Origin of the sequence: Diaphorobacter nitroreducens, assembly GCF_002214645.1 — a bacterium.
GTDB lineage: Bacteria > Pseudomonadota > Gammaproteobacteria > Burkholderiales > Burkholderiaceae_C > Diaphorobacter > Diaphorobacter nitroreducens.
In genome coordinates this window covers 3134627-3159835 of record NZ_CP016278.1, presented here as the reverse complement: position 1 = coordinate 3159835, position 25209 = coordinate 3134627, and the positions used below count along the sequence as shown (strand labels likewise).

At 68.4% G+C, this 25209-nt stretch carries 25 protein-coding genes; 11 read left to right on the top strand and 14 right to left on the bottom strand.

Annotated elements, in window-relative coordinates:
- The first annotated feature begins 52 nt into the window (after positions 1–52).
- The 5 genes from BA022_RS14850 to minE all read left to right on the top strand — a co-directional run bounded on the left by BA022_RS14850 (position 53) and on the right by minE (position 3662).
- Positions 53–841 (top strand): crotonase/enoyl-CoA hydratase family protein, encoded by a 789-nt coding sequence (locus tag BA022_RS14850; protein ID WP_088887963.1) that lies wholly within the window; start codon positions 53–55, stop codon positions 839–841.
- Positions 842–898: 57 nt separating this feature from the next.
- Complete coding sequence (gene pssA / locus BA022_RS14845; RefSeq protein ID WP_011803534.1) at positions 899–1522, top strand: CDP-diacylglycerol--serine O-phosphatidyltransferase; 624 nt, start codon at positions 899–901, stop codon at positions 1520–1522.
- 231 nt (positions 1523–1753) lie between these two features.
- A complete protein-coding gene (minC, locus tag BA022_RS14840; protein WP_011803535.1) occupies positions 1754–2521 on the top strand; it encodes a septum site-determining protein MinC in 768 nt (255 codons plus the stop codon).
- A gap of 53 nt (positions 2522–2574) precedes the next feature.
- Positions 2575–3390: a septum site-determining protein MinD gene (gene minD / locus BA022_RS14835; protein WP_011803536.1), complete on the top strand. Its 816-nt coding sequence runs from the start codon at positions 2575–2577 to the stop codon at positions 3388–3390.
- 5 nt (positions 3391–3395) lie between these two features.
- Complete coding sequence (gene minE / locus BA022_RS14830; protein ID WP_011803537.1) at positions 3396–3662, top strand: cell division topological specificity factor MinE; 267 nt, start codon at positions 3396–3398, stop codon at positions 3660–3662.
- 75 nt (positions 3663–3737) lie between these two features.
- Here minE and BA022_RS14825 read toward each other — a convergent pair whose 3' ends face one another.
- A complete protein-coding gene (locus BA022_RS14825) occupies positions 3738–4298 on the bottom strand; it encodes a flavin reductase family protein (protein ID WP_012655197.1) in 561 nt (186 codons plus the stop codon).
- A gap of 106 nt (positions 4299–4404) precedes the next feature.
- Between BA022_RS14825 and BA022_RS14820 the strand changes: the two genes are divergently transcribed.
- A complete protein-coding gene (locus BA022_RS14820; protein ID WP_047350122.1) occupies positions 4405–5187 on the top strand; it encodes an alpha/beta fold hydrolase in 783 nt (260 codons plus the stop codon).
- A gap of 135 nt (positions 5188–5322) precedes the next feature.
- Positions 5323–6513, top strand: coding sequence for an ABC transporter substrate-binding protein (locus BA022_RS14815; RefSeq protein ID WP_088887962.1), 1191 nt, complete (start codon positions 5323–5325; stop codon positions 6511–6513).
- A gap of 12 nt (positions 6514–6525) precedes the next feature.
- Here BA022_RS14815 and BA022_RS14810 read toward each other — a convergent pair whose 3' ends face one another.
- Positions 6526–7866 (bottom strand): D-amino acid dehydrogenase, encoded by a 1341-nt coding sequence (locus BA022_RS14810; RefSeq protein WP_088888634.1) that lies wholly within the window; start codon positions 7864–7866, stop codon positions 6526–6528.
- 87 nt (positions 7867–7953) lie between these two features.
- Between BA022_RS14810 and BA022_RS14805 the strand changes: the two genes are divergently transcribed.
- Together BA022_RS14805 and BA022_RS14800 are read left to right on the top strand one after the other, a co-directional pair.
- Positions 7954–8865, top strand: coding sequence for a LysR family transcriptional regulator ArgP (locus BA022_RS14805; protein ID WP_011803542.1), 912 nt, complete (start codon positions 7954–7956; stop codon positions 8863–8865).
- 70 nt (positions 8866–8935) lie between these two features.
- Positions 8936–9568 carry a TetR/AcrR family transcriptional regulator gene (locus BA022_RS14800; protein WP_123675385.1) on the top strand — a complete coding sequence of 211 codons (633 nt, stop codon included), beginning with the start codon at positions 8936–8938 and terminating at the stop codon, positions 9566–9568.
- On the opposite strand, the gene BA022_RS14795 is transcribed toward BA022_RS14800, so the two are convergent.
- From BA022_RS14795 to BA022_RS14785, 3 genes are all read right to left on the bottom strand, one after another.
- On the bottom strand, positions 9569–9991 hold the full coding sequence (locus BA022_RS14795) for a universal stress protein (RefSeq protein WP_012655202.1): 423 nt from the start codon (positions 9989–9991) through the stop codon (positions 9569–9571).
- Positions 9992–10103: 112 nt separating this feature from the next.
- Positions 10104–10949: a metallophosphoesterase gene (locus BA022_RS14790; protein WP_088887961.1), complete on the bottom strand. Its 846-nt coding sequence runs from the start codon at positions 10947–10949 to the stop codon at positions 10104–10106.
- A 16-nt stretch (positions 10950–10965) separates the two neighbouring features.
- On the bottom strand, positions 10966–11937 hold the full coding sequence (locus BA022_RS14785; RefSeq protein WP_047350125.1) for a LysR family transcriptional regulator: 972 nt from the start codon (positions 11935–11937) through the stop codon (positions 10966–10968).
- Between the two features lie 123 nt (positions 11938–12060).
- Here BA022_RS14785 and BA022_RS14780 point away from each other — a divergent pair, with 123 nt between their 5' ends.
- The gene (locus BA022_RS14780) at positions 12061–12501 is read left to right on the top strand and encodes a hypothetical protein (protein ID WP_088887960.1); all 441 of its coding nucleotides are present in this window, start codon (positions 12061–12063) and stop codon (positions 12499–12501) included.
- Positions 12502–12678: 177 nt separating this feature from the next.
- Here the strand turns inward: BA022_RS14780 and BA022_RS14775 are convergent, their stop codons facing one another.
- From BA022_RS14775 to BA022_RS14755, 6 genes are all read right to left on the bottom strand, one after another.
- Positions 12679–14550 carry a phosphoenolpyruvate carboxykinase (GTP) gene (locus tag BA022_RS14775; RefSeq protein WP_088887959.1) on the bottom strand — a complete coding sequence of 624 codons (1872 nt, stop codon included), beginning with the start codon at positions 14548–14550 and terminating at the stop codon, positions 12679–12681.
- Positions 14551–14885: 335 nt separating this feature from the next.
- The gene (locus BA022_RS19340) at positions 14886–15047 is read right to left on the bottom strand and encodes a hypothetical protein (protein WP_187305972.1); all 162 of its coding nucleotides are present in this window, start codon (positions 15045–15047) and stop codon (positions 14886–14888) included.
- A 107-nt stretch (positions 15048–15154) separates the two neighbouring features.
- Positions 15155–16354 carry a threonine ammonia-lyase gene (locus BA022_RS14770; RefSeq protein WP_011803550.1) on the bottom strand — a complete coding sequence of 400 codons (1200 nt, stop codon included), beginning with the start codon at positions 16352–16354 and terminating at the stop codon, positions 15155–15157.
- Positions 16355–16465: 111 nt separating this feature from the next.
- Positions 16466–18121: an isovaleryl-CoA dehydrogenase gene (locus tag BA022_RS14765; RefSeq protein WP_088887958.1), complete on the bottom strand. Its 1656-nt coding sequence runs from the start codon at positions 18119–18121 to the stop codon at positions 16466–16468.
- 152 nt (positions 18122–18273) lie between these two features.
- A complete protein-coding gene (locus tag BA022_RS14760; RefSeq protein ID WP_088887957.1) occupies positions 18274–18936 on the bottom strand; it encodes a glycine zipper family protein in 663 nt (220 codons plus the stop codon).
- Between the two features lie 47 nt (positions 18937–18983).
- Positions 18984–20018 (bottom strand): homocysteine S-methyltransferase family protein, encoded by a 1035-nt coding sequence (locus tag BA022_RS14755; RefSeq protein ID WP_047350130.1) that lies wholly within the window; start codon positions 20016–20018, stop codon positions 18984–18986.
- Between the two features lie 163 nt (positions 20019–20181).
- Between BA022_RS14755 and recQ the strand changes: the two genes are divergently transcribed.
- Positions 20182–22053, top strand: coding sequence for a DNA helicase RecQ (gene recQ / locus BA022_RS14750; protein ID WP_012655211.1), 1872 nt, complete (start codon positions 20182–20184; stop codon positions 22051–22053).
- Here recQ and BA022_RS14745 read toward each other — a convergent pair whose 3' ends face one another.
- From BA022_RS14745 to BA022_RS14735, 3 genes are all read right to left on the bottom strand, one after another.
- On the bottom strand, positions 22054–22740 hold the full coding sequence (locus BA022_RS14745; protein ID WP_088887956.1) for an anaerobic ribonucleoside-triphosphate reductase activating protein: 687 nt from the start codon (positions 22738–22740) through the stop codon (positions 22054–22056).
- Complete coding sequence (gene nrdD / locus BA022_RS14740) at positions 22730–22921, bottom strand: anaerobic ribonucleoside-triphosphate reductase (RefSeq protein ID WP_011803556.1); 192 nt, start codon at positions 22919–22921, stop codon at positions 22730–22732. The genes BA022_RS14745 and nrdD overlap by 11 nt, the downstream gene beginning before the upstream one ends.
- 90 nt (positions 22922–23011) lie before the next feature.
- Positions 23012–25039, bottom strand: a complete 2028-nt coding sequence (locus tag BA022_RS14735; protein ID WP_088887955.1) for a ribonucleoside triphosphate reductase — start codon at positions 25037–25039, stop codon at positions 23012–23014.
- Between the last annotated feature and the right edge of the window lie 170 nt (positions 25040–25209).

The window sequence follows — 25209 nt, the reverse complement described above, 5'->3', positions numbered from 1 at the left end:
TCAAGCAGTGATGTGCGCTGGAAGCTCCTACTTTTGACTACGGAGAGACACCATGGCCTTCCTGACCATTGAACGCGACGGCGGCATCCTGACCGCCACCATGAACCAGCCCGAGACGCGCAATGCGCTCACCGGCAACACGGCCGTCCAGGAGTTCGTGCAGCTGTGCGACACCGTGCGCAAGGACGCCAGCGTGAAGGTGCTGATCCTCACCGGCGCAGGCCCCATCTTCAGCTCGGGCGGCAACGTCAAGGACATGCAGCGCTTCTTCGACGATGCGCTCACGCCCGACCTGATCCGCGAGGAATACCGCCAGGGCATCCAGCAGATCCCCAACGCGCTGTACCAGCTCGACGTGCCGGTGATCTGCGCCGTCAACGGCCCGGCCATCGGCGCGGGGCTGGACCTGACCTGCATGTGCGACATCCGCATCGCGGCCGAGAACGCCACCTTCGCCGAGAGCTTCGTGCGCGTGGGCATCGTGCCCGGCGACGGCGGCGCCTGGCTGCTGCCGCGGGCCGTGGGCATGGCCAAGGCGTCCGAGATGGCTTTCACCGGCGAGGCCATCAGCGCCCAGGAGGCCCTGGCCTGCGGCCTGGTGAGCCGCGTGGTGCCGGCCGACCAGCTCCTGCCCACCGCGCGCGCGCTGGCCGAGAAGATCGCCGCCAACCCCGGTGCCGTGATGCGCATGACCAAGCGGCTGCTGCGCGAGGGGCAGGGCGCCTCGCTGGCCTCGCTGCTGGAGATCTCCGCCGGCTACCAGGCCATCGCCCACAAGACGGCCGACCACCGCGAAGCGGTCACCGCCTTCATCGAGAAGCGCGCCCCGCGTTTCCAGTAGACCGAATCAGCCATCGGCGGACAAGGAAAGGCCCGGCGGCCGTTCGATAATGCCGCCATGGCTTCTCCCCACAAACGCTTTTCGATGATCCGCGAGTTCCACCTCGCGGACTGGTTCACGCTGGGCAACGCGGTGTGCGGCGTCGGGGCGCTGTTCTCGTCGATGACCTATCTGGAAACGTCGGACGTGCGCCATGTGTACTTCGCCTGTGCGCTGGTGCTGGCGGCGCTGGTGTTCGACGTGCTGGACGGGCGCATCGCGCGCTGGCGGCAGAAAAGCTCGGCCATGGGGCGCGAGCTGGATTCGCTGGCCGACGTGATCTCCTTCGGCGTGGCGCCCGCCATCATCGCCTACGCCTGCGGCATGCAGGGGCTGTACGACCGCGTGGTGCTGGCCTTTTTCGTGGCCTGCGGTGTGTCGCGCCTGGCGCGCTTCAACATCACGGCCGAAACGCTGGCCGAGGGCCCGTCGGGCAAGGTCAAGTACTTCGAGGGCACGCCGATCCCCACCTCCATCGTGCTCGTGGGGCTGATGGCCGTGGCCGCCAGCGTGGGCGCGGTGCGCGGCCAGCTGTGGCTGGGGTCGGTGACGATCGGCGGCTTCACGCTGCACCCGCTGGTGCTGCTGTTCGCACTGTCGGGCTCGCTGATGATCAGCCGCATCCGCATTCCGAAGTTCTGAGCATCCCCCCGCGGCGCTGGCGCACCTTTCCCCTTCTCTCGCCGCGCTGCGCGGCGGGAAGGGGGACGCAGCCGGTGGACTGGCGAAGCCAGGTCCGCGGCGGCCCAGGCCTGGGGTGCGCCTGGGTTCGCTGCACGTCCTGATACGGTGGCAGCGGCGCAGCGCAGGTACACTTTGCGGCTTCGAGGCGGCGCCCGTGCGCGGCGTCTTTTTTCCCATCCGAACCGCTTCATGGCCGTTGATACGGCGGGCCAGGCCCGCACCCACCTAGACCTCAAGAGTGCCCAGCTGCCCGTGGTGGCCATGGTGCTCAAGACCACCGACGTGGCCAGCATCGCCGCCGAGCTGGCTGCCCGCAGGGCCGACGACCCCGAATTTTTCGACAACGACCCGGTGCTGATCGACCTCTCGGCCGTGCAGGACGAGCCACAGCCCATCGACTTCGCCGCGCTGGTCAAGACGCTGCGCAGCCATCGTACGCAGCCCGTGGCCGTGCGCGGCGGCAGCAGCGCGCAGAGGCAGGACGCGCACGACGCGGGCCTGATTGCCGCCCCCGACGCGCCGCCCCCCCGCATGCAGGCTCCGCGTGAGAACACTCCCCGCGAGGTGGTCCACGAAGTCATCCGCGAGGTGGAGGTCGTGCGCGAGGTCCCCGTGCCCGCGCCGGCGCCGGGGACCGTGGTGGTGGACAAGCCGCTGCGCTCGGGCCAGCAGGTGTATGCCCGCGGCTCGGACCTGGTGGTGATGGCCGTGGTCAGCTTTGGCGCCGAGGTGATCGCCGACGGCAACATCCACGTGTACGCACCGCTGCGCGGGCGGGCCATCGCCGGCGCGCGCGGCGACACCAGCGCCCGGATTTTCAGCACCTGCATGGAGCCGCAACTGGTCTCCGTGGCAGGCATCTACCGCACCACCGAGACCGAGCTGCCCGACAACGTGCGCGGCAAGCCGGCCCAGGTGCGGCTGGACGGTGAGAAGCTGCTCATCGAGCCGCTGTGACCGTCCCCCCCTTTTCTTACTCCACAGACCGCAACGCAAGGACCTCTCAGAACATGGCCAAAATCGTCGTCGTGACCTCCGGCAAGGGGGGCGTGGGCAAGACCACCACCAGTGCCGCCTTCGCATCGGGCCTGGCGCTCGCCGGCCACAAGACCGCCGTCATCGACTTTGACGTCGGCCTGCGCAACCTGGACCTCATCATGGGCTGCGAGCGCCGCGTGGTGTATGACCTGATCAACGTGATCCAGGGCGAGGCCAACCTGAACCAGGCCCTCATCAAGGACAAGCAGTGCGAGAACCTGTTCGTGCTGGCCGCCAGCCAGACGCGCGACAAGGACGCGCTCACGCAGGACGGCGTGGGCAAGGTGCTCAAGGACCTCGCCGACATGGGCTTTGACTACATCGTCTGCGACTCGCCCGCCGGCATCGAAAGCGGCGCGCTGATGGCCATGCACTTCGCCGACGAGGCGCTGCTGGTCACCAACCCCGAAGTCTCCAGCGTGCGCGACTCCGACCGCATCCTGGGCATGCTCAGCAGCAAGACCAAGCGCGCCATCGAAGGCGGCGAGCCCGTCAAGGAACACCTGCTGATCACGCGCTACAACCCCCATCGTGTGGAAGACGGCCAGATGCTGAGCCTGGAGGACATCCAGGACATCCTGCGCATCAAGCTCATCGGCGTGATCCCCGAGTCCGAGAGCGTGCTGCAGGCCTCCAACCAGGGCCTGCCCGCCATCCACCTGTCGGGCACCGATGTGTCCGAGGCCTACAAGGACGTGGTTGCGCGCTTCCTGGGCGAGGACAAGCCCCTGCGTTTCATCGAGGCGGCCAAGCCCGGCTTCTTCAAGCGCATCTTCGGCGGGAGGTAAGCGAGATGTCCCTGCTGTCCTTCCTGCTCGGCGAGAAGAAAAAGACGGCCTCGGTGGCCAAGGAGCGCCTGCAGATCATCCTGGCGCACGAGCGCAGCGGCCGCAGCGCCGGCCAGCCCGACTATCTGCCCGCGCTGCAGCGCGAGCTGGTGGCGGTGATCTCCAAGTACGTGAAGATCAACGCCGACGACCTGAAGGTCCACTTCGAGCGCCAGGACGACCTGGAAGTGCTGGAGGTGAAGATCGAACTGCCCGAGGCGACCGCCAAGTAACGGGCAGATATCCGGCCCGTTCCGCCCAGCCCCGAAGCGGCCGGGCGTGCCTGCGCTCCGGCGCAAGCCGGGGCGCTATTTCTCCATCGGGCGGGCTACGGTGGCCGAAAGGCTTCCCAGCGGATGCTCCGTATAGAACACCCCCCCGTGGTACAGCAGGGGCGAGGCGCCTTCCCGGTGGCTGCAACGCTCCACCTGGCCGACGAAGATCGTGTGGTCGCCCTCCACGTACTGGCTGCGGTTGAAGCACTCGAACACGGCCGCCGCGCCGTCCAGCACCGGCACGCCGCTCCGTCCCAGGCGGTAGGCCACGCCGGCGAAGCGGTCGATGCCGCGCGTGGCGAACTGCTCGGCCAGGGCGCGCTGTTCCACCGTCAGCACATTGATGGCGTAGTGCGTGGCACGGGAAAAAGCGGGCAGCGACGACGTCTTGTGCCCCAGGCTCCACAGCACCAGCGGCGGCTCCAGCGACACCGAGTTAAACGAGTTTGCCGTCATGCCGATCAGCGCGCCGCCTTCCCCGCGCGCCGTGACGATGGTCACGCCCGTGGCGAACATGCCCAGCGCGTCGCGGAACTCGCGTGGCGTGAAGACGGGAGGTTGGCTGGAGGGCGGGTGGGGCAGGCGGCTGTTCACGAAGGGGGCGGCGCCCTGGGCGCGCCGCGTAGGGCAATGGGAGGGCTATTATCAGTCTGCACCAGCGCGCCTGCAGCGCGCGTGCCCTGCGGCCCTGGACCCTGCGATGTCTCTTCTTCCACGCTTTTCCCTGCTCGGCTCCGGCCCTACCGTGTTGCTGCTGCACGATGCCGACGGCGATCACCTGGGTTTTGCCCCCACGCTGGAAACCCTGGCCGCCGCGGGCTACCGCGCCGTGGCATGGGACATGCCGGGCTATGGCGGCAGTGCGCCGGTGGAGCCCTACAACTTCAAGGGCCTGGCCCAGCGTGCGCTGCTGTTGCTCGATGCCCTGCGGTGCGAGCAGGTGGTGCTGGTCGGCCACGGCCTGGGGGCGATGCTGGCGCTGGAGATCGCCGTGCGGGCACCGCTGCGCGTGCGGCGGCTGGTACTGTGTGCCGGCGGCCCGGCGCTGGACGAGGCCGCCACCGCCGTGTGGGTGGCGCCGCGCCTTGCGGGCCTGGACGATGGACGGGACATGGCCCGGCTGGCCGACCCTACCGTGGCGCGCGACGCCGGCCCCGGCGCGCTGCCCGAGGGGCTGCAGCTTGCACGGCACGCCATGGGCCGCGTGCCGCCCGCCACCTACCGCCGTGCGTTGGAGGCCCTGACGGCTTTCGCGCGGCGTGCGCCGGAACTTGTGCGCCTGCAGGTGCCCGCGCTGCTCATCGGGGGTGAGCACGACCGCTGCACTCCGCCCGAGGCACTGCTCGCCCTGGCCCATGTGCTGCCCGATGCGCGCGCCGTGCTGCTGCCCGGCGTGGGCCACTGGCCGCAGCTTGAAGACCCCGAGGGTTTCGAGGCGGCGCTGCTGGACTTCCTGGCCGGCCCGGCGCCAGTGCTGCACTGAACGCGTGCGCGGTCCCTCACCGCAAATCGCTTACCCGCCCCTGACCGCGGCCGCGCACCGCTGCGCAATAAACCACATCGCGCGCCCGCGCTTTTGGTTAGGCTGGAGTGTTTTTCACAACATTGCGGAGACACGATGATGGCCATGAGACCCAGACACTGGGCAGGGGCGCTGGCGCTGTGGGCGTTGGCGGGCATGGCGGGCGCCCAGCCCGTGAAGGTGGGGGTCATCGGCCCCTTTTCGGGGCCGTCGTCGGACTTCGGCACGCCCATGCTGCAGGGCATCCAGCTCGCGGTGGAGCAGTTCAACGCCGTGGGCGGCTACCTGGGCCGGCCTGTGGAGCTGGTGGTCAAGGACGACCAGGGCTCGCCCGACACCGGCCGTCAACGCTCGCAGGAACTGGCCAGAGAAGGCGTGGTGGCTGCCCTGGGCTTTTGCAACACCGGCGTGGCGATGAAATCGCTGGACGTGTTTCAGCAGGCGAAGCTGCCCTTGATCGTGCCGTGCGCCACGGGCACCCCCGTGACACGCACCTATCCGGCGGCGCAGAGCTTCATCTTCCGCACCTCGGCCCCCGACAACATCCAGGCGCCCTTCGTGGTGGAGGACATCCTGCGCCGCGGCTGGACGCGCGTGGCCCTCTTTGCCGACGACACGGGCTACGGCCAGGCCGGGCGCAAGGACGTGGAAGCGGCGCTCGCCGCGCACCAGCTCACGCCCGTGTACGCGACCAACTTCCCTCTGGGCGTGAAGAGCCTGGCGCCCCAGTTGCAGGCCGCGCGCGATGCGGGCGCACAGGTCATCTTCAGCTACACCGTAGGGCCGGAGAACGCTGTCATTGCCCAAGGCCGCAAGGAGCTGGGCTGGAAGGTGCCGCAGGTCGGCGGCTGGACGCTGTCGTTCCCGTTCTTCATCCAGGGCGGCAAGGACGCCGCAGAGGGGGCGCTGACGGCGCAGACCTTCATCGCCGAGCCCAGCAACGAACGCCGCGCCTCGTTCCTGAGCACCTACGCGCGCGCCTTCAAAGGCCGCCCGGCCGTGCCGATGGCGGCGGCGCAAGGGTACGACGCGGCCTACCTGCTGATGTATGCGCTGCTGGGCATCCGCGACGGGCAGGTCAACGGTCCAGCCCTCAAGCATTCGCTGGAGAACCTGCAGCGCGTGTATTACGGCGTGGTGGCGACCTACGAGCGGCCCTTCTCGGCCGAGGAGAAAGAAGCCATCACTCCCAACATGCTGGTGATGGGCAAGGTGCAAGCCGGCGCGGTGACCTTCGCCTACCCCGAGGATGCCAAGCGCAACCTGCTGGTGCAGCGCAAACGCTGAGGTGCGAGCCGCTCAGGCCAGGCGCGGCGCCCCGTAGGCGGCAGCGGACGTGTCGTCGCCCAGAAAGGCGAAGTCCATGGCTGGCCGCTCGCCGCTCAGCAGCTCGGCCATGGCCTTGCCCGAGCCGGCGCCATGCGTCCAGCCCAGCGTGCCGTGGCCGGCGTTCACCCACAGGCCGTGCAGCGGCGTGCGGCCGATGAACGGGATGTTGGTGGGCGTGGCGGGGCGCAGGCCGGTCCAGTACTGCGGATCTCCGCCTTCCTCGGGCGTGCGCGTGTCGCACACGCCGGGCAGGATGGTCTCAATGCGGCGCGACAGCATGTGGCAGCGCGCGCGCGCCACAGGGCTGTCCAGCGACAGGTCGTAGCCGCCCAGCTCGATGGTGCCGGCCACGCGCAGCACGTTGCCCAGGCGGCTCATGGCGATCTTCTTGCCATCGTCGATGGTGGAGACCATGGGCGCGCCCTCCGGTTTGAGCAGCGGGAACGTGGCGCTGTAGCCCTTGCCGGGGTAGATGGGCAGGTGCACACCCACGCCCCGCAGCAGCGGTGCGCTGTAGCTGCCGCATGCAACGACCACGGCATCGGCTTTCAGTACTTGGTCATTTTGGCCTGTAGCGCTTTCCTGGCGAGCGCGAATAGCTATTGATTCAATAGCGCCGCCGGAGCGGTTCAGGCGCAGCACGTCGTGACCGTAGAGGAACTGCACGCCGCGCTCGGCGCAGCGGCGGGCCAGTGCCTGGGTGAATACGCGCGCGTCGCCGCTCTCGTCGGTGCTGGTGTAGGTGCCGCCGGTGATGCGGTCGCCGTAAGCGCGGAAGGCCGGCTCGATGGCGAGCAGCTCGTCGCGGCTGACCACGCGCCGCTGCACGCCGAAGCGGCGCATCAGTTCCACGGCGTGGGCCGCGTCGTCAAAGGACTTCTGGTCGGTGTAGAAGTGCGCTATGCCGCGTTCCAGCCGGTGGTACTCGATGCCCGTGGCGCGCACTATGTCCTTGAGTGCGGCATGGCTGTACGCGCCCAGCGCCACGATCTGCTGCACGTTGCGTGCGAAGGCCGTGTCGTTGCACTGCGCCAGGAACTTCAGGCACCAGCGCCATTGCTCCCAGTCGAGCTGGGGGCGAAACAGCAGCGGCGCTTCCTTGTCGAACATCCACTTGAGGGCCTTCCATGGCGCCTCGCGGTTGGCCCAGGGCTCGCAGTAGCTCACCGAGATCTGCGCCGCGTTGGCAAAACTGGTCTCCAGCGCCGCGTCGGGCTGGCGGTCGACCACAGTGACTTCATGCCCGCGCTCGCGCAGATGCCAGGCGGTGCTAATGCCGATGATGCCGGCGCCCAGGACGATGGTTTTCATGGCGCGCAGTGTGCTGCGGCCCAATGAAAAACAAAAGCGTGATTAAACTTCTTCGGAATTCATCAGAATGACTAATGGATACCGACCGTGAGCACATTTGACCCCGCCGCCCTGGAATGCCTGGCCGCCATCGTCGAAGAGGGCGGTTTCGAGCGCGCCGCGCGCCGCCTGAACATCACCCAGTCCGCCGTGTCGCAGCGCCTGCGTGCGCTGGAGGCGCAGGTGGGCTCGGTGCTCATCGTGCGCAGCCGGCCGCTCAAGCCCACTTCGGCCGGGCAGTTGCTGCTCAAGCACACCAAGCAGCTGCGCCTGCTGCGCGCCGACCTGGAGCGCGATCTGCAGGACCTCATGCCCAGCGGGCGCGGCGGCGGCCGCGAGGAAGAGCGCATCGCCATCGCCATCAACGCTGACAGCATCGCCACCTGGGCGGTGGACGCGCTCGGCGACCTGGTGCGCCAGCGCCTGCCGCTGGAGATCATTGCCGACGACCAGGACTTCACGCAGGAGTGGCTGCGCTCGGGCCAGGTCATGGGCTGCGTGACGACGTTGAAGAGCGCGCTGCGCGGCTGCCGCATGGTGCCCCTGGGCGCGATGCAGTACGTCGCCGTGGCCGCGCCAGAGCTGGCGCGCCGACAACTGCCGCAAGGGCTCACGGCGCACAACTTCCGCGACGTGCCTTTCGTCTCGTTCAACCGCAAGGACGATATGCAGGCCGAGTTCGTCACGCGCACCTTTGGCCTGAAACGCGTGTCGCTCAGCCGCGTGTTCGTGCCCAGCTCGGAGGGCCAGGTGCGCGCCGTGGCCGCGGGCTGGGGCGTGAGCGTGGTGCCCGAGCTGCTCGCGCGCCCCTGGCTGCAGCAGGGCCGGCTGGTGGACCTGGCGCCAGGCCATACGCTGCCCATCCAGCTGTACTGGCACTCATGGAACCTGGAGTCGGAAGTGCTGGATGCGCTGGCCGATGCGCTCACCAGCGCGGCGGCGCAGTACCTGTCGGCCTGACGGCACACGCGGATGGGGGTCTTTAGGGTTATCGGCCTGCGCGGGGTGAAGGCTCGCTAACATCGCTCGCATGAACACGTTGCAGCCGCCCCGTCCGTCCTTCAAGGAGCAGATGCTCCGGGCGCGCGAGGATGCCATCGTGGAGGCCGCGAGCCGCCTGCTGGGCGAAAAAGGCTTCGAGACCATGACCGTGGACGAGGTCGCCGCGGCCGTGGGCATTGCCAAGGCCAGCCTGTACAAACACTTTGCCGGCAAGGACGACCTGTGCTCGGCCGCCATGGTGCATGTAGTGGAGCGCCTGCAGCGCTTTCTGGCGGCGCTGCCGGCCGAACTGGGCGCCATGCAGCGCCTGCACGCGCTGCTGTGCTGGACGCTGCAGTTGCAACTGGCCGACGAGGTGCCGCTGCTGCCCAGCCGCAACTCCGCGCTGGCCCAGGCGCTGCGCGCCTGCGACGCCTACCAGGCATCGATGCAGGAGGTGCATGCCTGCATCCTCGGCTGGATCGTCGAGGCGCAGGCCCAGGGACAGCTGCGGCGCGAGTTGCCGCCCGATGTGATCTTGTGTGCGCTGCTGGCGCGCAATGCCGATCCCATGCTCGGCATGCTGCGCGACCGCGGCTATGCGGACGAGTGCATCATCGACTGGGCCGCGGACACCTGCCTGAGCGGCCTGGCGAGCGGCCCCGCCATGCGGGTGGCCTGATCAGCGCACCAGCAGTACCGGCACCTGGCAGTTGGCCAGCACCTGCGTGCTGACCGAGCCCATCACCAGCTTGCCCAGCGAGCCGTGGCCGTGCGTGCCCATGACGACCAGGTCGTACTTGCCGGACTCGGCCACCTTGGCGATGGTCTCGCCCGCCGGGCCCACCTTGGTCATGGTCTTGAGCTGCACGCCCTGACGCGCCATGAACTTCACGACGGGCGACAGCACCTTTTCGCCTTCCTCAGCGTGGTACTTGTCCACGACTTCCTTGCCGAGCGCGGCGCGCGCGCGGGGAGGCAACTGGGGCTGCACGGTGATGGCCGTGTAGGTGTGCGAGCTGCCCAGCATCTCGTCGTGAGCGGCCAGGTAGGCCAGCATTTTCTTGGTGTAGGTGCTGCCGTCGACAGCAAGCAGGATGTTCATTCGAAGTGCTCCGGAAACGAGAAATCAGACTAATCCGCGCCGGCGCCTATTGTCTTGACTTCAGTCATATTTTTGATGCGGTACGCGGTGGCGGGCGCAGGGCCCGCACGCATCATACGGTGAGCACGCAGTGCGGCTGAAAGGTTGCCTGCTCCCCCTTGCGGGCATAGCCCAGCGGGTTGGCCACTACGCGGCAGCTCCAGGGCGTGCCGTCCGCGCGGGCCCCGCGCACCAGGTAGTCGCTGGGCGCATGCAGATGGCCGTGCAGCCACAGCTGGGCGTGGGGCAGGCAGTCGTCCAGCGCATTGCAAAACCCCGCCGTGCCCGGCACCAGGCCGTAGCGCGGGTCGGCGCTGAGCAGGCTGGGCGCGAAGTGCGTGACGGCCACCGTCGTGCCCGCAAAGGGCTGTGCGAGCGCGTTGCGTAACCAAGACTGGCAAACCAGGGCCTGTTCGCGCACCTCGGCGGCCAGGAAGGGCCCACCCTGGCGGGTGCTGCCAGTCTTGGAGAGATAGAAGTTGGCCGCGCGGAACGCCTTCTCGCGCCGCTGCAGTCGCTGGCCCGGGTCGGTGATCCCCGCGTGGTCGGCTAGCGCGTCGAAGTCGCTCCACAGCGTCGTTCCAACGAAGCGGACCCCCTGCAGCACCATGCTCTCACGCTCCAGCCAGATCAGCCCCAGCCGGTCGCAGATGCGGCGCAGGCGCGCATGCGCGGCGTCGAAGTCCTGCATGTCGTATTCATGGTTGCCAGGGACGAAGACCACTGGCGTGGGCCATCCGGCGTACTGCGGCAGAGGGGAGAAGCGCGCCAGGCCGAAGTCGTCGTCCGACAGCAGCGAGCCGGCCTGGTAAGAGCCGATGTCGCCGGCCAACACCAGGACATCGGCGCCAACGGCGGGGCTGGGGGTGAAATGCGGGTGGGCTTCCAGGTGCAGGTCGGACAGCAGTTGCAGCTTCATGGGTGAGTGGGTGGGGTCAATCCTGACGGTGGATGGGGGCGGGCGTGTTGCGCGCGGCGCGCGCAATCGCCTCGCGCAGCCAGCGGTGGGCGGGGTCGTGGTTGCGCCGGCGGTGCCACAGTGCGTCCACGTGCACGGGCGGCAGCGTCATGGGCAGCGGGCGCCACACCAGTTCGTCGCGCACGCTGGCCACGCCGACGAAGTGGCGCGGCAGCACGGTGAGCAGGTCCGTGGTGGCCACCACCCGTCCCGCGGTGAAGAACTGGTTCACGGTAAGCACGATTCGGCGTTCACGTCCCAACGCGGCCAATGCCCCGTCGATGAAGCCGAAGGGCTTGCCCGAGAAGCTCACCAGCAGGTGGCGCGCGGCGCAGTACAGGTCCAGCGTCATCGGCACGGCGGCCAGCGGGTGGTCCGCGCGCATCACGCACACGTACTGGCCATCGTAGAGGCGGGTGCTTTCGTGCGCCACCACGTTGTCCGACTGCGCCCGCGCCGTGAGGTCGGCCAGCACGGCGGGGAAGTAGCCCACGGCCATGTCGGCGCTCTCGTCGTCCAGCAGGCGGCGCGGGTCGCGCGTGGTCAGCGGCACCACGCGCAGCGAGACGCCGGGGGCCTCGCGTTCCACGATCTCGATGAGTGGCGGGATCAGCGTGGCACCCGTGGCGTCGGCCATCGCCAGAACGAAGGTCGTCTGAGCGGACGCCGGGTCAAAGCGCCCGGGGGAAAGTGTCTCCTGCAACTGTGCCAATGCGTGCCGTACGGCGGGCCACAGGGCCAGTGCCCGCGGCGTGGGCTCCACGCCGTGGCCGCGCCGCGTGACCAGCTCGTCGCCCAGCACCTCGCGCAACCGGCGCAGTGCGTTGCTCACGGCGGGCTGTGTGATGGCCAGTTTCTCGGCGGCGCGGGTCAGGTTGCGCTCGGCCATGACCTCGTCAAAGACGCGCAGCAGATTGAGATCCAGCGTGCGAAAGTTCAATGGCTGCATGCCGCAATCATCACACGGATGAATATGGGTGATTCAACATATAAATTAGACACAAACCAGGGTAAACCCTAGTATTGCTGCAACGCCCGGCAATTTCGCCAACAGTGGCGTACGAGTCGCATCATGACGAAGTTTGTACACATCGATGTTCCTGTCCAGCACCACGGCATTGCACGCATTGAAGAGGCAGCAAGCCATCTGAAGCAAACCGCTGCCCGCTTTGACGGCACCCGTGGCGCAACGTCGCTGCTGCTGGCGGCGCTGGTCGCCGCGCTGCTTGTCGTGGCCAACCAGGTCATGGACACCTGGAACGATGGCCACATGCTGGCCGGCTGGATGGTGATGTGGGTGATCGCTTTCGCGGGAATGGCGTTGCTGGCGGCACCTGCGCGTAGCGCGGTGCTAGGTCTGCGTGCCGCTGCCAAGGCTTGGTCGGATGCGCACCGGCGTGCGGCAGAGGACGAGCGCACCTGGAATGCCGCACTGCGCGACGCCCGCATCATGGCCGACCTGAGCCGTGCGATGAACGGCATCGCGGTGGACGACCTGCGCCGTTACCGCTGAACGGCCGCGCGGCGACCCCGCGCCAACCGACAACAGGGCACCTTCGGGTGCCCTTTTTGCTATGTGCGCGGCAGCTTCGTCCGGGGCACATTCATGAAAAAACCCCGCGCCACAGATGTGGTCGCGGGGTTGTGTGTGTAGGCCCGGCTGAATTCATGCCGAGCCGAGGCAGGGCGGTCAGGCCGCCAGACGCTTCTCCAGCGCGGCCTTGGTGGCCAGCAGTTCCTGAGGCAGGTGGTAGGCCAGCTTGTCGAAATGCTCGGTGTGCAGCTTCAGTTCTTCGGCCCAGGCAGCCTTGTCGATGCTGGTCACCGTCTTGAACTGCTCGGTGCTGAAGTCCAGGCCGGTCCAGTTGATCTCGGCGTACTGCGGAGCAATGCCGAATATGGTTGGCTCGCCTTGCGCCGTGCCCTCGATGCGGTCCAGCATCCACTTGAGCACGCGCATGTTGTCGCCATAGCCGGGCCAGACGAACTTGCCGTCCTCGCCCTTGCGGAACCAGTTGACGCAGAAGATCTTGGGCAGCTGGTGGCCGGACTCCTCCAGCTTGTGTTCCATGTCGAGCCAGTGCTGGAAGTAGTCGCTCATGTTGTAGCCGCAGAACGGCAGCATGGCGAACGGGTCGCGGCGCACGACGCCCTGCGCACCAAAGGCGGCGGCGGTGGTTTCGGAGCCCATGGTCGCGGCCATGTAAACGCCTTCCATCCAGCTGCGGGCCTCGGTCACCAGCGGCACGGTGGTGGAGCGGCGGCCGCCGAAGATGAAGGCGTCGATGGCCACGCCGGCGGGGTTGTCCCACTCGGGGTCCAGGGCCGGGTTGTTGGTGGCGGCCACCGTGAAGCGCGAATTGGGGTGCGCGGCCTTGGCGCCGGTTTCCTTGGCAATCTGCGGTGTCCAGTCCTTGCCCTGCCAGTCGATGAGGTGGTCCGGGAGCTTGCCGGTGTCCTTCTCCATGCCTTCCCACCATACATCGCCATCGTCGGTGAGGGCGACATTGGTGAAGATCACGTCCTTGTCCAGCGAACGCATGCAGTTCGGGTTGGTGTGCATGTTGGTGCCGGGGGCCACGCCGAAGTAACCGGCCTCGGGGTTGATGGCGTACATCTTGCCGTCGGCATGGGGCTTGATCCAGGCAATGTCGTCACCGATGGTCGTGACTTTCCAGCCGGCGAAGCCGGCTTCCGGCGGCACCAGCATGGAGAAGTTGGTCTTGCCGCAGGCGCTGGGGAAGGCGGCGGCCACGTGGTACTTCTTGCCCTCGGGGTTGGTCACGCCCAGGATCAGCATGTGCTCGGCCAGCCAGCCCTGGTCGCGGCCCATGGTCGAGGCAATGCGCAGCGCCAGGCACTTCTTGCCCAGCAGTGCGTTGCCGCCGTAGCCCGAGCCGTACGACCAGATCTCGCGGGTCTCGGGGTAGTGGACGATGTACTTGACCTGGGGGTTGCAGGGCCAGGACGTGGTGTCCTTCTGGCCTGCGGCCAGCGGGGCGCCCACGGTGTGCATGCAGGGCACGAACTCGCCGTCGGTGCCGAGCACGTCATAGACGGCCTTGCCCATGCGGGTCATCAGCTTCTGGTTCACGGCCACATAGGCGCTGTCGGTCAGTTCGATGCCAATGTGGGCGATGTGCGAGCCCAGAGGGCCCATGGAGAAGGGCACCACGTACATGGTGCGGCCGGCCATGCAACCGTCAAACAGCGGCTGCAGCGTGGCGCGCATCTCGGCCGGGGCCATCCAGTTGTTGGTCGGGCCGGCGTCTTCCTTTTTCTCCGAGCAGATATAGGTGCGGTCTTCCACGCGCGCGACGTCCGACGGGTCGGACCACGCGAGGTAGCTGCCCGGGCGCTTGGCGGGGTTCAGCTTCTTGAACGTGCCGGCATCCACCAGTTGCTGACACAACTGCTCGTACTCCTGCTGCGAACCGTCGCACCAGTGGATGCGGGCGGGCTTGCACAGCGCGGCCATTTCGGCCACCCAGGCGATCAGCTTGGCGTTCTTGACGTATGCGGGCGCCTGAATGTCCAGGACGGGCATGGTGGGTGCGTTCATCGGGAAGGCTTCTTTGAAGTTGAAAAACAGTCTTTTCAAAGGAAGCGAACCGGGTCACGACGCACAGGCCCGCGCTGAACCGATCTGCGCGCTGCCTTTGAAAAAACCGCTGGGACTCAGTCGGCTGGCGAAACGGGGGTACCGCGGTGGCACCCCTGCACAGGTCGGCTGGGGTGACGATTTTATGAAGACGCCCCCGATTTGTCTGTCGGACAGGGGGTTAAATCATGCAAAAAACACATGACGTTATGCGTGTCATGGCGTCGGTGCAAAACGCGATCACCAAAAAACAAAGCCCCGCAGAGGCGGGGCTGGGTGGCGAGCGGGCGGTGCGTTCAGGCCATGTAGACCGCAATGAAGGCCAGCAGGAAGATCATGGCCGCACCCACCGCAGGGATCACGACGGGAATCAGATGCACCACGGACTCGGCGGCATCGGAGGCCGTGGCGGCCTCGACGTCGGCGGCGTTGGGGGCGATGGGGTGGTCATGGGCCATGGGTTCGGTCTCCTGTGGGGTCTGGTGCCTTGATGGGGGACAAGTGTAGCCACAACGCCCCCGCGCGTGCACGGGCCTTACCCGCACGCGCGTGCGGCATGGCGCTCTCAGCGCAACTCGGCTTCCATCTGCGCGGCGCGCAGCAGGTCCAGCACCTGCTGGATGTGGGCCTTGCCGCGCGTTTGCAGCACCAGTTCGATCTCCACGTTCTGCGCGGCCAGCACGGTGAAGGCGCGCTGATGGTGCACCTCTTCGATGTTAGCGCCCGCTTCGGCCACGAGGGCGGTGATGCGGGCGAGCACGCCGGGCACGTCGCGTGCGCTGACCATGATGCGCGCCAACCGGCCGGAGCGCACCATGCCGCGCTCGATGATGGCCGCCAGCAGCAGCGGGTCGATGTTGCCGCCGCTGAGCACCAGCCCCACCTTCTTGCCGCGAAAGCGCTCGGGGTGGCGCACCAGCGCGGCCAGCCCGGCGGCCCCCGCGCCTTCCACCAGCGTCTTCTCGATCTCCAGCAGCATCAGCACCGCCTGCTCGATGTCGCCTTCGTCCACCAGCAGCAGGTCATCCACCAGCCGGCCAATGACCTCCTGCGTCATCTTTCCGGGCTGGCCCACGGCGATGCCCTCGGCGATGGTTGACGCGCCCTGCGCGTGGTGCGTGCCCTTGATGGCATTCACCATGGCCGGGAAGCGCGCCGTCTGCACGCCGATGATCTCCAGGTTCGGCTTGATGGCCCGCGCCGCCGTTGCCATGCCGGCCAGTAGCCCACCGCCGCCCACCGAAACCACCAGCGCATCCAGGTCGGGTTGGGCGGCCAGCATTTCCAGCACCAGCGTGCCCTGGCCGGCGGCCACGGCCTCGTCGTCATAGGGGTGCACGAAGGTCAGGCCCTGCTGCTCCGCCAACTGGTAGGCGTGCTGGCGGGCTTCCTCCAGCGTGTCGCCGTGCAGCACCACCTCGGCACCAAAGCCGCGCGTGCGCTCCACTTTCACACCGGGGGTGAAGCGCGGCATGACGATCACGGCGCGCAGGCCCAGGCGCTGCGCGTGGTAGGCCACGCCCTGGGCATGGTTGCCCGCACTCATCGCCACCACGCCGCGCTCGCGTTCTTGGGGAGTGAGCTGGCTCAGCTTGTTGCAGGCGCCGCGTTCCTTGAACGAGGCGGTGAACTGCAGGTTCTCGAACTTGAGGAATACCTGCGCGCCCACGATCTGCGAGAGCGTGCGCGATTCGACGCAGGGGGTTTCCAGCACCTGGCCGCGCAGGCGCTCAGCGGCGTGCTGGATGTCTTGGAAGGTCAGCATGGTGCATTGTGGCGCAGCGCGCCAGGTGAAGCAGTTTTGCTATTGTAAAAATAGCTGGTTGCGCTTGGTGGACGAGCGCTAGAAGCCGTTTTGCTCTGAAGGCCCCGTCCACTATCCCGGAAACGCGCGCGCCAGAACCGCCGCCACATCCAGGCCGCGCGTGTCGATGGCGCCCGCCACGCGGCCGGCCCCGCTGTCCGCCAGCCGCGTGGCGATGAACGCATCGGCCACGGCTGCGGGGGCCTGCTGGCGCAGCAGGCAGGCCTGGGCCAGCAGCACCAGGCGCTGGGTCAGCACGCGGCCCAGGCCTTCCAACTGCTCAACCGGTGCGGCCAACAGGGCCTGCAGCTCGCGCGCGGCAGCGGCAATGCGCGGCTCGCCCTGCGCCGCGGCGTGCAGCTCGGTCAGCAAAGCGTGTGCGGCCTCGGGCTCGCGCTGCAGGGCGCGCAGCACGTCCAGGCACATCACGTTGCCCGAGCCCTCCCAGATGGAGTTGACGGGCGCCTCGCGGAACAGGCGCGCCATCACGCCGTCCTCCACATAGCCATTACCGCCCAGCACCTCCATGGCCTCGCCGGTCAGCTCCACCGCGCGCTTGCAGACCCAGAACTTGGCGGCGGGCGTCATCACGCGCTTCCAGGCGCGCTGGGCGGGCGTGCTGTCGTCCTCGTACGCCTGGGCCAGTCGCATGGCCAGGTGCAGCGCGGCCTCGCTCTCCAGCGCCAGGTCGGCCAGCACCGCGCGCATCAACGGCTGCTCGGCCAGGGCCTTGCCGAAGGCGTGGCGCCGGCGCGCGTAATGGATGGCCTGCACGGTGGCCTGCCGCAGGATGGCGGCGCTGCCCACCACGCAGTTCAGGCGCGTGTAGCTGGCCATCTCGATGATGGTGGGAATGCCCCGGCCTTCCTCGCCCATGAGCAGGCCCCAGGCGTCCTCGAACTCCACCTCGCTGCTGGCGTTGCTGCGGTTGCCCACCTTGTCCTTCAGGCGCTGCACACGCACGGCGTTGCGGCTGCCGTCCGGGCGCCAGCGCGGCACGTAGAAGCAGGCGAACGGGCCGCCCTCGCCGGTGCGCGCCACCACCAGGTGCGCATCGCACTGTGGCGCCGAGAAGAACCACTTGTGTCCGCGCAGCCGGTATTCGCCGCCGCGCCCGCCCGTGCCGATGGGTGTCGCCACGGTGGTGTTGGCGCGCACGTCCGATCCGCCCTGCTTCTCGGTCATGCCCATGCCCAGCCAGATGCTGGCCTTGTCCGCCACGGGCAGGTCGCGCGGGTCGTAGGCGGTGCTGTAGAGCCGGGACTGCAGCGACTGCCACAGCGCGGGCTCCTTGCACAGCAGCGGGATGGCGGCCTGCGTCATCGTGGCGGGGCACAGCGTGCCCTGTTCCACCTGGCCGTGCAGGTAAAAGCCCGCCGCCCATGCGGCCCAGCGGCCCGGTCGCTCGTCCTGGAAGGGCCGGGAGATCAGCCCCTCGCCGCGGTACAGCGCCAGGAGCTGGTGCCACGCGGGGTGGAACTCCAGCGCGTCGATGCGCTGCCCGCGCGTGTCAAAGCGCTGCAACTGCGGCGTGTGGCGGTTGGCCTGCTCGGCCAGGGCGTAGGTCTCGGCCATGCCCAGCCGTGCGGCGTAGGCGTCGAGCGCCGGGCGCGCCCAGTCGGCGCCCGCACGCTCCAGCGCCTCGCACAGCGCCGCGTCGGTGGCCAGCGGGTGGTAGTCGTTCAGCTCGGGGTATTGGTTGAAGACCTGGTGGGTGGTCCAGTCCATGGTGCGTGGCCTCCGTGTTGTCGTGGGACCAGTCTAGGAGCCTTGCGCCGTCCGGGTAAGAGGGTGAGCGCGGAAGAGGGCGACGTTCAAAGCCAAATAGGCCCATAGCGCCCAACTGGCAAGCGCGAACAGCTATGAAAACAGGAGTTCTCTCAGCGCAGCACGCGGCAGTTGCCGAACTCGCAGCGGATCGCCAGCGCGTCGCCGTTGCTGCACGGCACGCTATAGGTCTCAAAGCCCGGCCCCTTGGCGGCGAGCGCGGCCACGGGCTGGGCATGGCAGGCTTGCTCGCGTGCCAGGCGCTCGGCGCTGTAGGCATCGGCGCCCGAGGGGCGCGGCGGCGCCGCCGGTGCCACGGGCACGGACGGCGCGGCGCCCGGCTGCGGCCCGGCGACTGCCAGCGGGCTGATGCGGTGGCCCCGCACGGCCATGCAGTGCGCGACCAGCTGGCGCCGCCGCTCCATCGCCTGCAGTCCCTGCGAGCCGCCCGCAAGTGCGCCGCCCGTGAGAGCCCAGTCGCGCACGCCGGTGTCGCTGCGCCCGAGTCCCCAGGCGAGAAACGCCGCCACCAGCGCGCCCTGGACCACGGCGTCCAGCGTCTCGCTGAGCACGCCCACCTGCTGCGCGCGGTCGCGGCAGTCCTGCAGGTCGGCGTCGTAACGGGCGCGCGCATCGAGGGCGGGGTCGGGCGCCACCGGGGGCGGGGGTGGCGTGGCGCAGCCGGTGACGGCAAGGCATGCGGCCACGCACAGGGCCAGCGTGGCGGTGGCCCGGCTGGGGCGTGCGGGAAAAGAAGTGCGAGGGGTGCGTTGCATGTCGCCGGGTCCTCTCAGTCGGTGGCTGGGCGCATGCGGCGTGCGCTCTAGGCGGCTTCGGTCTGGAACAGCCGGCGCGTGCCCACCGGCGCCACGGCGCGCGCAATGGCGCCGATGTGGTCCGGTGTGGTGCCGCAGCAGCCGCCCACGATGTTGACCAGGCCCTCGGCGGCGAATTCGTGCACCAGGCGGCTGGTGACCTCGGGTGTCTCGTCGAAGCCCGTGTCGCTCATCGGGTTGGGCAGGCCTGCGTTGGGGTAGCAGCTGATGAAGGTGTCCGGCGCGGCCTTGGCCAGTTCCTGGATGTAAGGGCGCATCAGCGTGGCGCCCAGTGCGCAGTTCAGGCCCACCGACAGCGGGTGCGCATGGCGCACGCTGTGCCAGAAGGCGGTCACGGTCTGCCCGCTCAGGATGCGGCCCGAGGCGTCGGTGACGGTGCCGCTGATCATGATCGGCAGCACCTGGCCGGTCTGCTCGAAGGCCTCGTCCACGGCGAACAGCGCGGCCTTGGCGTTGAGGGTGTCGAAGATGGTCTCGACCAGGATCACGTCGGCACCGCCCTCGATGAGCGCCAGGGTCTGCTCCAGGTAGGCTGCGCGCAACTGCTCGAAGGTGATGTTGCGCGCGCCGGGGTCGTTCACGTCGGGGCTGATGCTGGCCGTCTTGGGCGTGGGGCCGAGGGCGCCGGCGACGAAGCGCGGCTTGTCGGGCGTGCTGAATTTGTCGCAGGCCGCGCGCGCGAGCTTGGCGCTCTCCAGGTTCATCTCGTAGGCCAGCTCGGCTAGCCCATAGTCGTCCTGCGCGATCGAGGTCGCGCCGAAGGTGTTGGTCTCGATCAGGTCGGCGCCGGCCGCGAGATACCCTTCATGGATGTCGCGGATCACGTCGGGGCGCGTGAGGCTCAGCAGCTCGTTGTTGCCCTTCACGTCGCGCGCAAAGTCCTTGAAGCGCTCGCCCCGGTACTGCGCCTCGGTCAGCTTGAAGCGCTGGATCATCGTGCCCATGGCGCCGTCGAGGATGGCGATGCGTTGTTCCAGGATGGCGGGCAGCGCTTGCGCGCGGGTGTAGTGGGGCAGGGTCATGGGGCCGATTGTAGGAAGCCGGCGCCGCCCGCGGTGGCGGGCGCACAATAACGGGCTTTGCGCCATGGTGGGGCCCTCCGCATGGCCGCGTTTTATAGGCCAAAAGCGCCTTTGGCGCTTATCCAATAAGCGCTGACAGCTATCAAAAAGAGAGTCCACCGGTTTGTCCCCCGCGCATTTCGTCCTGCACGACGTCTTTGGCTACGAGCAGTTCCGTGGCCCGCAGCAGGCCATCATTGACCATGTGATCGCCGGCGGCGACGCGCTGGTGCTGATGCCCACGGGCGGCGGCAAGAGCCTGTGCTACCAGGTGCCGGCCATCGTGCGGCGCGATGCGGGGCTGGGCGTGACGGTGGTGGTTTCGCCGCTGATCGCGCTGATGCACGACCAGGTGGGCGCGCTGCACGAGGCGGGGGTGGAGGCGGCCTTCCTCAACTCCACGCTGGACTGGCAGCAGACGCAGGACGTGGAGCGGCGCCTGGCGCGCGGCGAGATCACGCTGCTGTACGCCGCGCCCGAGCGCGTGACCACCGACCGCTTTCTCACGCTGCTGGACGGTCTGCATGCGCGCGGGCAGCTGGGGCTGTTCGCCATCGACGAGGCGCATTGCGTGAGCCAGTGGGGCCACGACTTCCGGCCTGAATACCGCCAGCTCGCGGTGCTGCACGAGCGCTATGCGGGCGTGCCGCGTATCGCCCTCACGGCCACGGCCGACGCGCTCACGCGCGAGGACATCGTGCAGGGCCTGCGGCTGCAGCAGGCGCGGCAGTTCGTCAGCAGCTTCGACCGGCCCAACATCCGCTACCGCATCGAGGAAAAGAAGGAGCCGCTCACGCAGCTCATGCGTTTCATCGACCGCGAGCACCTGGGCGAGGCCGGCGTGGTCTATTGCCAGTCCCGCAAGCGCGTGGAGGAACTCGCCCAGGCGCTGTGCGATGCGGGCCTGACGGCGCTGCCCTACCACGCGGGCCTGCCCGCCGAGGTGCGCCAGCAGAACCAGGACCGCTTCCTGCGCGAGGACGGCATCGTGATGGTGGCCACCATCGCCTTCGGCATGGGCATCGACAAGCCCGACGTGCGCTTTGTGGCCCATGTGGACATGCCCAAGAACATTGAGGGCTACTACCAGGAGACGGGCCGCGCGGGCCGCGACGGTCTGCCCGCCGACGCGTGGATGGCCTACGGCCTGCAGGACGTGGTGAACCAGCGCCGCATGATCGACGAGAGCCCCGCGGGCGAGGAGTTCAAGGCCGTGATGCGCGGCAAGCTGGATGCGCTGCTGGCCCTGGCCGAGGCCACGGACTGCCGGCGCGTGCGGCTGCTGGGCTACTTCGGAGAGGCGTCCGAACCCTGCGGCAATTGCGACAACTGCCTGAATCCGCCGGCCGTGTGGGACGGCACGGATGCCGCGCGCAAGCTCCTGTCCACCATCTACCGCGTGCACGAGGCCAGCGGACTGACCTTCGGCACCGGCCACATCATGGACATCCTGCGCGGCAAGGCCACGGACAAGGTCCAGCAGTTCGGCCATGAAAAACTCTCCACCTTCGGCCTGGGCGCACAGTATTCCGAGGCGCAGCTGCGCGGCGTGCTGCGCCAGTTGCTGGCCGCCGGCGCCGTGGGGCTGCACAAGGTCACGACCGAGGGCGGCCACAGCTTTGACACGCTGGCGCTGACCGAGGGATCGCGCCCCGTGCTGCGCGGCGAGCAGAGCGTGCTGCTGCGCGAGGCCACGGCCGCGGCCGGCCCCAAGAAGCCGCGCCGCGCCAGCGCCCCGCCGGTGGCAGCGGCCAACCTGGGACAGGACGCCCAGGTGCGCTTCATCAACCTCAAGGCCTGGCGCGCCGAGGTGGCGCGCGAGCACAACCTGCCGGCCTACGTGATCTTCCACGACGCCACGCTGGCCGCCATTGCCGAGCGCAACCCGGCCACGCTGGAGGATCTGCAGGGCATCAGCGGCATGGGTGCGAAAAAGCTGGAGGCGTACGGCGCCGAAGTGCTGCGGGTGTGCGGCGCCGGGGCCGCGGCCGGCTGATCAGGCGCACCGCAGGCTGGTGGGCAGCGGCCACTGCGTGGGCGGCGCCGTCCGGGCCCAGGGCACGCTGGCGGGCGTGCTGCATTCCTGCAGCACCCATTGGCGCACGCCTTGTGCGGCGAGGTCTTCGGCCAGCGCCTGCAGGGCCGCCGTGTCGAACAGTCCCGCGTGCCAGGTGGTGCGGCACTCGTAATCCACACCGCTGGCCTGCACGCAGCGCAGCGACTCCCAGGCGCGGTCGCCACTGCCCGGCGTGCGGGTGATGGCGTCGTAATGTGCCAAGGGCCCCTTGATGTCCAGGCCCACCCAGTCCAGCAGCGGCAGCAGGGCCTGCAGCCGCTCGGGGTACATGCCGGCCGTGTGCAGGCCGGTGGCAAAGCCCAGGGCGCGTACGCGCGCGAGGGCGTCGGGCAGGGCGGCCTGCAGCGTGGGCTCGCCGCCCGAGAACACCACGCCGTCCAGCAGGCCGCGGCGCGTGTGCAGCAGTTGCTCCACTTCGCTCCAGCGGTGCGGCGCGGGCGCGGCCGCGTCCAGCAGCCCGGCGTTGTGGCAATAGCCGCAGCGCCAGGGGCAGCCCTGGCAGAACACCACGGCGGCCAGCCTGCCGGGAAAGTCGATGGTGGTCAGCGGCGTGATGCCGCCGACGCGCAGCGCCTCGGCGGCGGTGTGGCTGGTCCTAGCAGGCACGGCCCGGCTCGGCGAAGAACTGGCGTTCGTTGTGTTCGCCCTGCTTGCCGGTGTTGAAGCTGGCCACGGGGCGGTGGTAGCCCATGACGCGCGTCCAGACCTCGCAGGGCTGGCGCTCGGCGTCGGTCAGCTGCACGGCGGTGGCCAGGGCGGTGTTCTCGGTGGCGGAAAAGTGGGTCATGACAAACTCCTGGGTTGGTGGTGGAAGAACTTCAAAAACAATAGCTGTTGACGCTTGCTACATAAGCGCTAGAGGCAAATTTCATTCAAATCACGCCGCCAGCCGCGCGCGCTTGGCGGCCAGGCGCTCCTCGTCGCAGCGCGGGCAGAACGGGTGTTCGCCCGCGAGGTAGCCGTGCGTGGGGCAGATGGAGAAGGTGGGCGTGACGGTGATGTAGGGCAGACGGAAGTGGGTGAGCGCCCGTTTCACCAGCTCGCGGCAGGCCGCGCCGCTGGAGATGCGCTCGCCCATGTACAGGTGCAGCACCGTGCCGCCGGTGTACTTGCCCTGCAGCGCCTCTTGCCGCTGCAGCGCCTCGAACGGGTCGTCGGTGAAGCCCACGGGCAGCTGCGACGAGTTGGTGTAGTACGGCTGGGCCTCGGTGCCGGCTTGCAGTATGGCGGGCCAGCGCTTCTTGTCTTCTTTGGCAAAGCGGTAGGTGGTGCCTTCGGCGGGCGTGGCCTCCAGGTTGTAGAGGTGGCCGGTCTCTTCCTGGAACTGCACGATGCGCGCTCGCACATGGTCCAGCAGGCGCAGGGCGAACTGGTGACCCCAGTCGCTGGTGATGTCGTGCGCGCCGCCGGTGAAGTTGCGCACCATCTCGTTGATGCCGTTCACGCCCAGCGTGCTGAAGTGGTTGCGCAGCGTGCCCAGGTAGCGCTTGGTGTACGGGAACAGGCCCTGGTCCATCAGGCGCTGGATGAGCTTGCGCTTGACCTCCAGGCTCTGCTTGCCCAGTTCCAGCAGGCGGTCCAGCGCCGCCAGCAGGGCCGCCTCGTCGCCCGCGTGCAGATAGCCCAGGCGTGCGCAGTTGACGGTGACCACGCCCAGGCTGCCGGTCTGCTCGGCGCTGCCGAACAGGCCGTTGCCGCGCTTGAGCAGCTCGCGCAGGTCCAGCTGCAGCCGGCAGCACATGGAGCGCACCATGTTGGGCGACAGCTCGGAGTTGATGAAGTTCTGGAAGTACGGCAGGCCGTACTTGGCCGTCATGTCGAACAGGGCGACGGCGTTCTCGCTCTCCCACGGGAAGTCGGGCGTGATGTTGTAGGTGGGGATGGGGAAGGTGAACACGCGGCCCTTGGCATCGCCCGTGGTCATCACGTCGATGTAGGCGCGGTTGATGACGTCCATCTCGGCCTGCAGCTCGCCGTAGCAAAACGGCATCTCCACGCCGCCGATCACCGGCACCTGCTCGCGCAGATCCTCGGGGCAGGTCCAGTCGAAGGTGAGGTTGGTGAACGGCGTCTGCGTGCCCCAGCGCGAGGGCACGTTGAGGTTGTAGACCAGCTCCTGGATGCACTGGCGCACGGCGGCATAGTCCATGCCGTCCTTGCGCACGAAGGGCGCCATGTAGGTGTCGAACGACGAAAACGCCTGCGCACCCGCCCACTCGTTCTGCAGCGTGCCGAGGAAGTTGACGATCTGCCCCACGGCGGAGCTCATGTGCTTCGGGGGCCCCGCCTCCACCTTGCCCGGCACGCCGTTCAGCCCCTCGTGCAGCAGCGTGCGCAGCGACCAGCCCGCGCAGTAGCCGCTGAGCATGTCGAGGTCGTGGATGTGGATGTCGCCATTGCGGTGCGCCTCGCCGATCTCGGGTGCGTAGACGTGCGAGAGCCAGTAGTTCGCCGTCACCTTGCCTGCCACGTTCAGGATCAGCCCGCCCAGCGAGTAGCCCTGGTTGGCGTTGGCGTTCACACGCCAATCGGCGCGCGTGAGGTACTCGTTGATGGAGCTTTCCACATGCACCAGCGTCTGCCGGTCGGCGCGCAGGGTGGCGTGGCGCTGGCGGTAGGCCATGTAGGCGCGCGCGGTCTGCAGATGGTTGGCGGCGATCAGCGTCTGCTCCACCACGTCCTGGATCTGCTCGATGGTCGGTGCCTCGCCATGGAAGCGGTGGATCAGCACCTTGGTGGCCTGCGCCGTGAGCAGACGGGCCTCGTCCTCGCCGAACTCGCCCGTAGCCTGGCCGGCCCGTGCGATGGCCGACTGGATGCGCACAGCATCGAAAGGCGTGCGCTCGCCGTTGCGTTGGATGACGTCGCGCGGCAGGCTGGCGACGATCGGAGATGGTGGTGTCATGGCAACCCTTAAAACACTACATATAGTGTTCACCATACCTATCAAACACTATAGGTAGTTTGATCAGGCACAAACCGCAGGGCAGAAAAGGGCCTGTGCAGAGGGGGGTGCGGTGCGCGGCTTGTGGCCCGCGCGCCACGGGGTGGAGCCGCAGCAGGCCCGCGCCCGAG

Bases quoted from the DNA above. Each gene is read 5' to 3' on its own strand.
- BA022_RS14795 (WP_012655202.1), bottom strand. From the start codon at position 9,991: ATGAACATCCTGCTTGCTGTCGACGGCAGCACCTACACCAAGAAAATG.
- BA022_RS14810 (WP_088888634.1), bottom strand. From the start codon at position 7,866: ATGAAAACCATCGTCCTGGGCGCCGGCATCATCGGCATTAGCACCGCC.
- minD (WP_011803536.1), top strand. From the start codon at position 2,575: ATGGCCAAAATCGTCGTCGTGACCTCCGGCAAGGGGGGCGTGGGCAAG.
- minE (WP_011803537.1), top strand. From the start codon at position 3,396: ATGTCCCTGCTGTCCTTCCTGCTCGGCGAGAAGAAAAAGACGGCCTCG.
- BA022_RS14780 (WP_088887960.1), top strand. From the start codon at position 12,061: ATGACGAAGTTTGTACACATCGATGTTCCTGTCCAGCACCACGGCATT.
- BA022_RS14765 (WP_088887958.1), bottom strand. From the start codon at position 18,121: ATGGACTGGACCACCCACCAGGTCTTCAACCAATACCCCGAGCTGAAC.
- BA022_RS14815 (WP_088887962.1), top strand. From the start codon at position 5,323: ATGATGGCCATGAGACCCAGACACTGGGCAGGGGCGCTGGCGCTGTGG.
- BA022_RS14770 (WP_011803550.1), bottom strand. From the start codon at position 16,354: ATGCTGACCTTCCAAGACATCCAGCACGCCGCTGAGCGCCTGCGCGGC.
- BA022_RS14775 (WP_088887959.1), bottom strand. From the start codon at position 14,550: ATGAACGCACCCACCATGCCCGTCCTGGACATTCAGGCGCCCGCATAC.
- BA022_RS14755 (WP_047350130.1), bottom strand. From the start codon at position 20,018: ATGACCCTGCCCCACTACACCCGCGCGCAAGCGCTGCCCGCCATCCTG.
- BA022_RS14850 (WP_088887963.1), top strand. From the start codon at position 53: ATGGCCTTCCTGACCATTGAACGCGACGGCGGCATCCTGACCGCCACC.
- minC (WP_011803535.1), top strand. From the start codon at position 1,754: ATGGCCGTTGATACGGCGGGCCAGGCCCGCACCCACCTAGACCTCAAG.
- BA022_RS14735 (WP_088887955.1), bottom strand. From the start codon at position 25,039: ATGACACCACCATCTCCGATCGTCGCCAGCCTGCCGCGCGACGTCATC.
- BA022_RS14760 (WP_088887957.1), bottom strand. From the start codon at position 18,936: ATGCAACGCACCCCTCGCACTTCTTTTCCCGCACGCCCCAGCCGGGCC.
- BA022_RS14785 (WP_047350125.1), bottom strand. From the start codon at position 11,937: ATGCAGCCATTGAACTTTCGCACGCTGGATCTCAATCTGCTGCGCGTC.
- pssA (WP_011803534.1), top strand. From the start codon at position 899: ATGGCTTCTCCCCACAAACGCTTTTCGATGATCCGCGAGTTCCACCTC.
- BA022_RS14790 (WP_088887961.1), bottom strand. From the start codon at position 10,949: ATGAAGCTGCAACTGCTGTCCGACCTGCACCTGGAAGCCCACCCGCAT.
- BA022_RS14820 (WP_047350122.1), top strand. From the start codon at position 4,405: ATGTCTCTTCTTCCACGCTTTTCCCTGCTCGGCTCCGGCCCTACCGTG.
- nrdD (WP_011803556.1), bottom strand. From the start codon at position 22,921: ATGACCCACTTTTCCGCCACCGAGAACACCGCCCTGGCCACCGCCGTG.
- BA022_RS19340 (WP_187305972.1), bottom strand. From the start codon at position 15,047: ATGGCCCATGACCACCCCATCGCCCCCAACGCCGCCGACGTCGAGGCC.
- BA022_RS14800 (WP_123675385.1), top strand. From the start codon at position 8,936: ATGAACACGTTGCAGCCGCCCCGTCCGTCCTTCAAGGAGCAGATGCTC.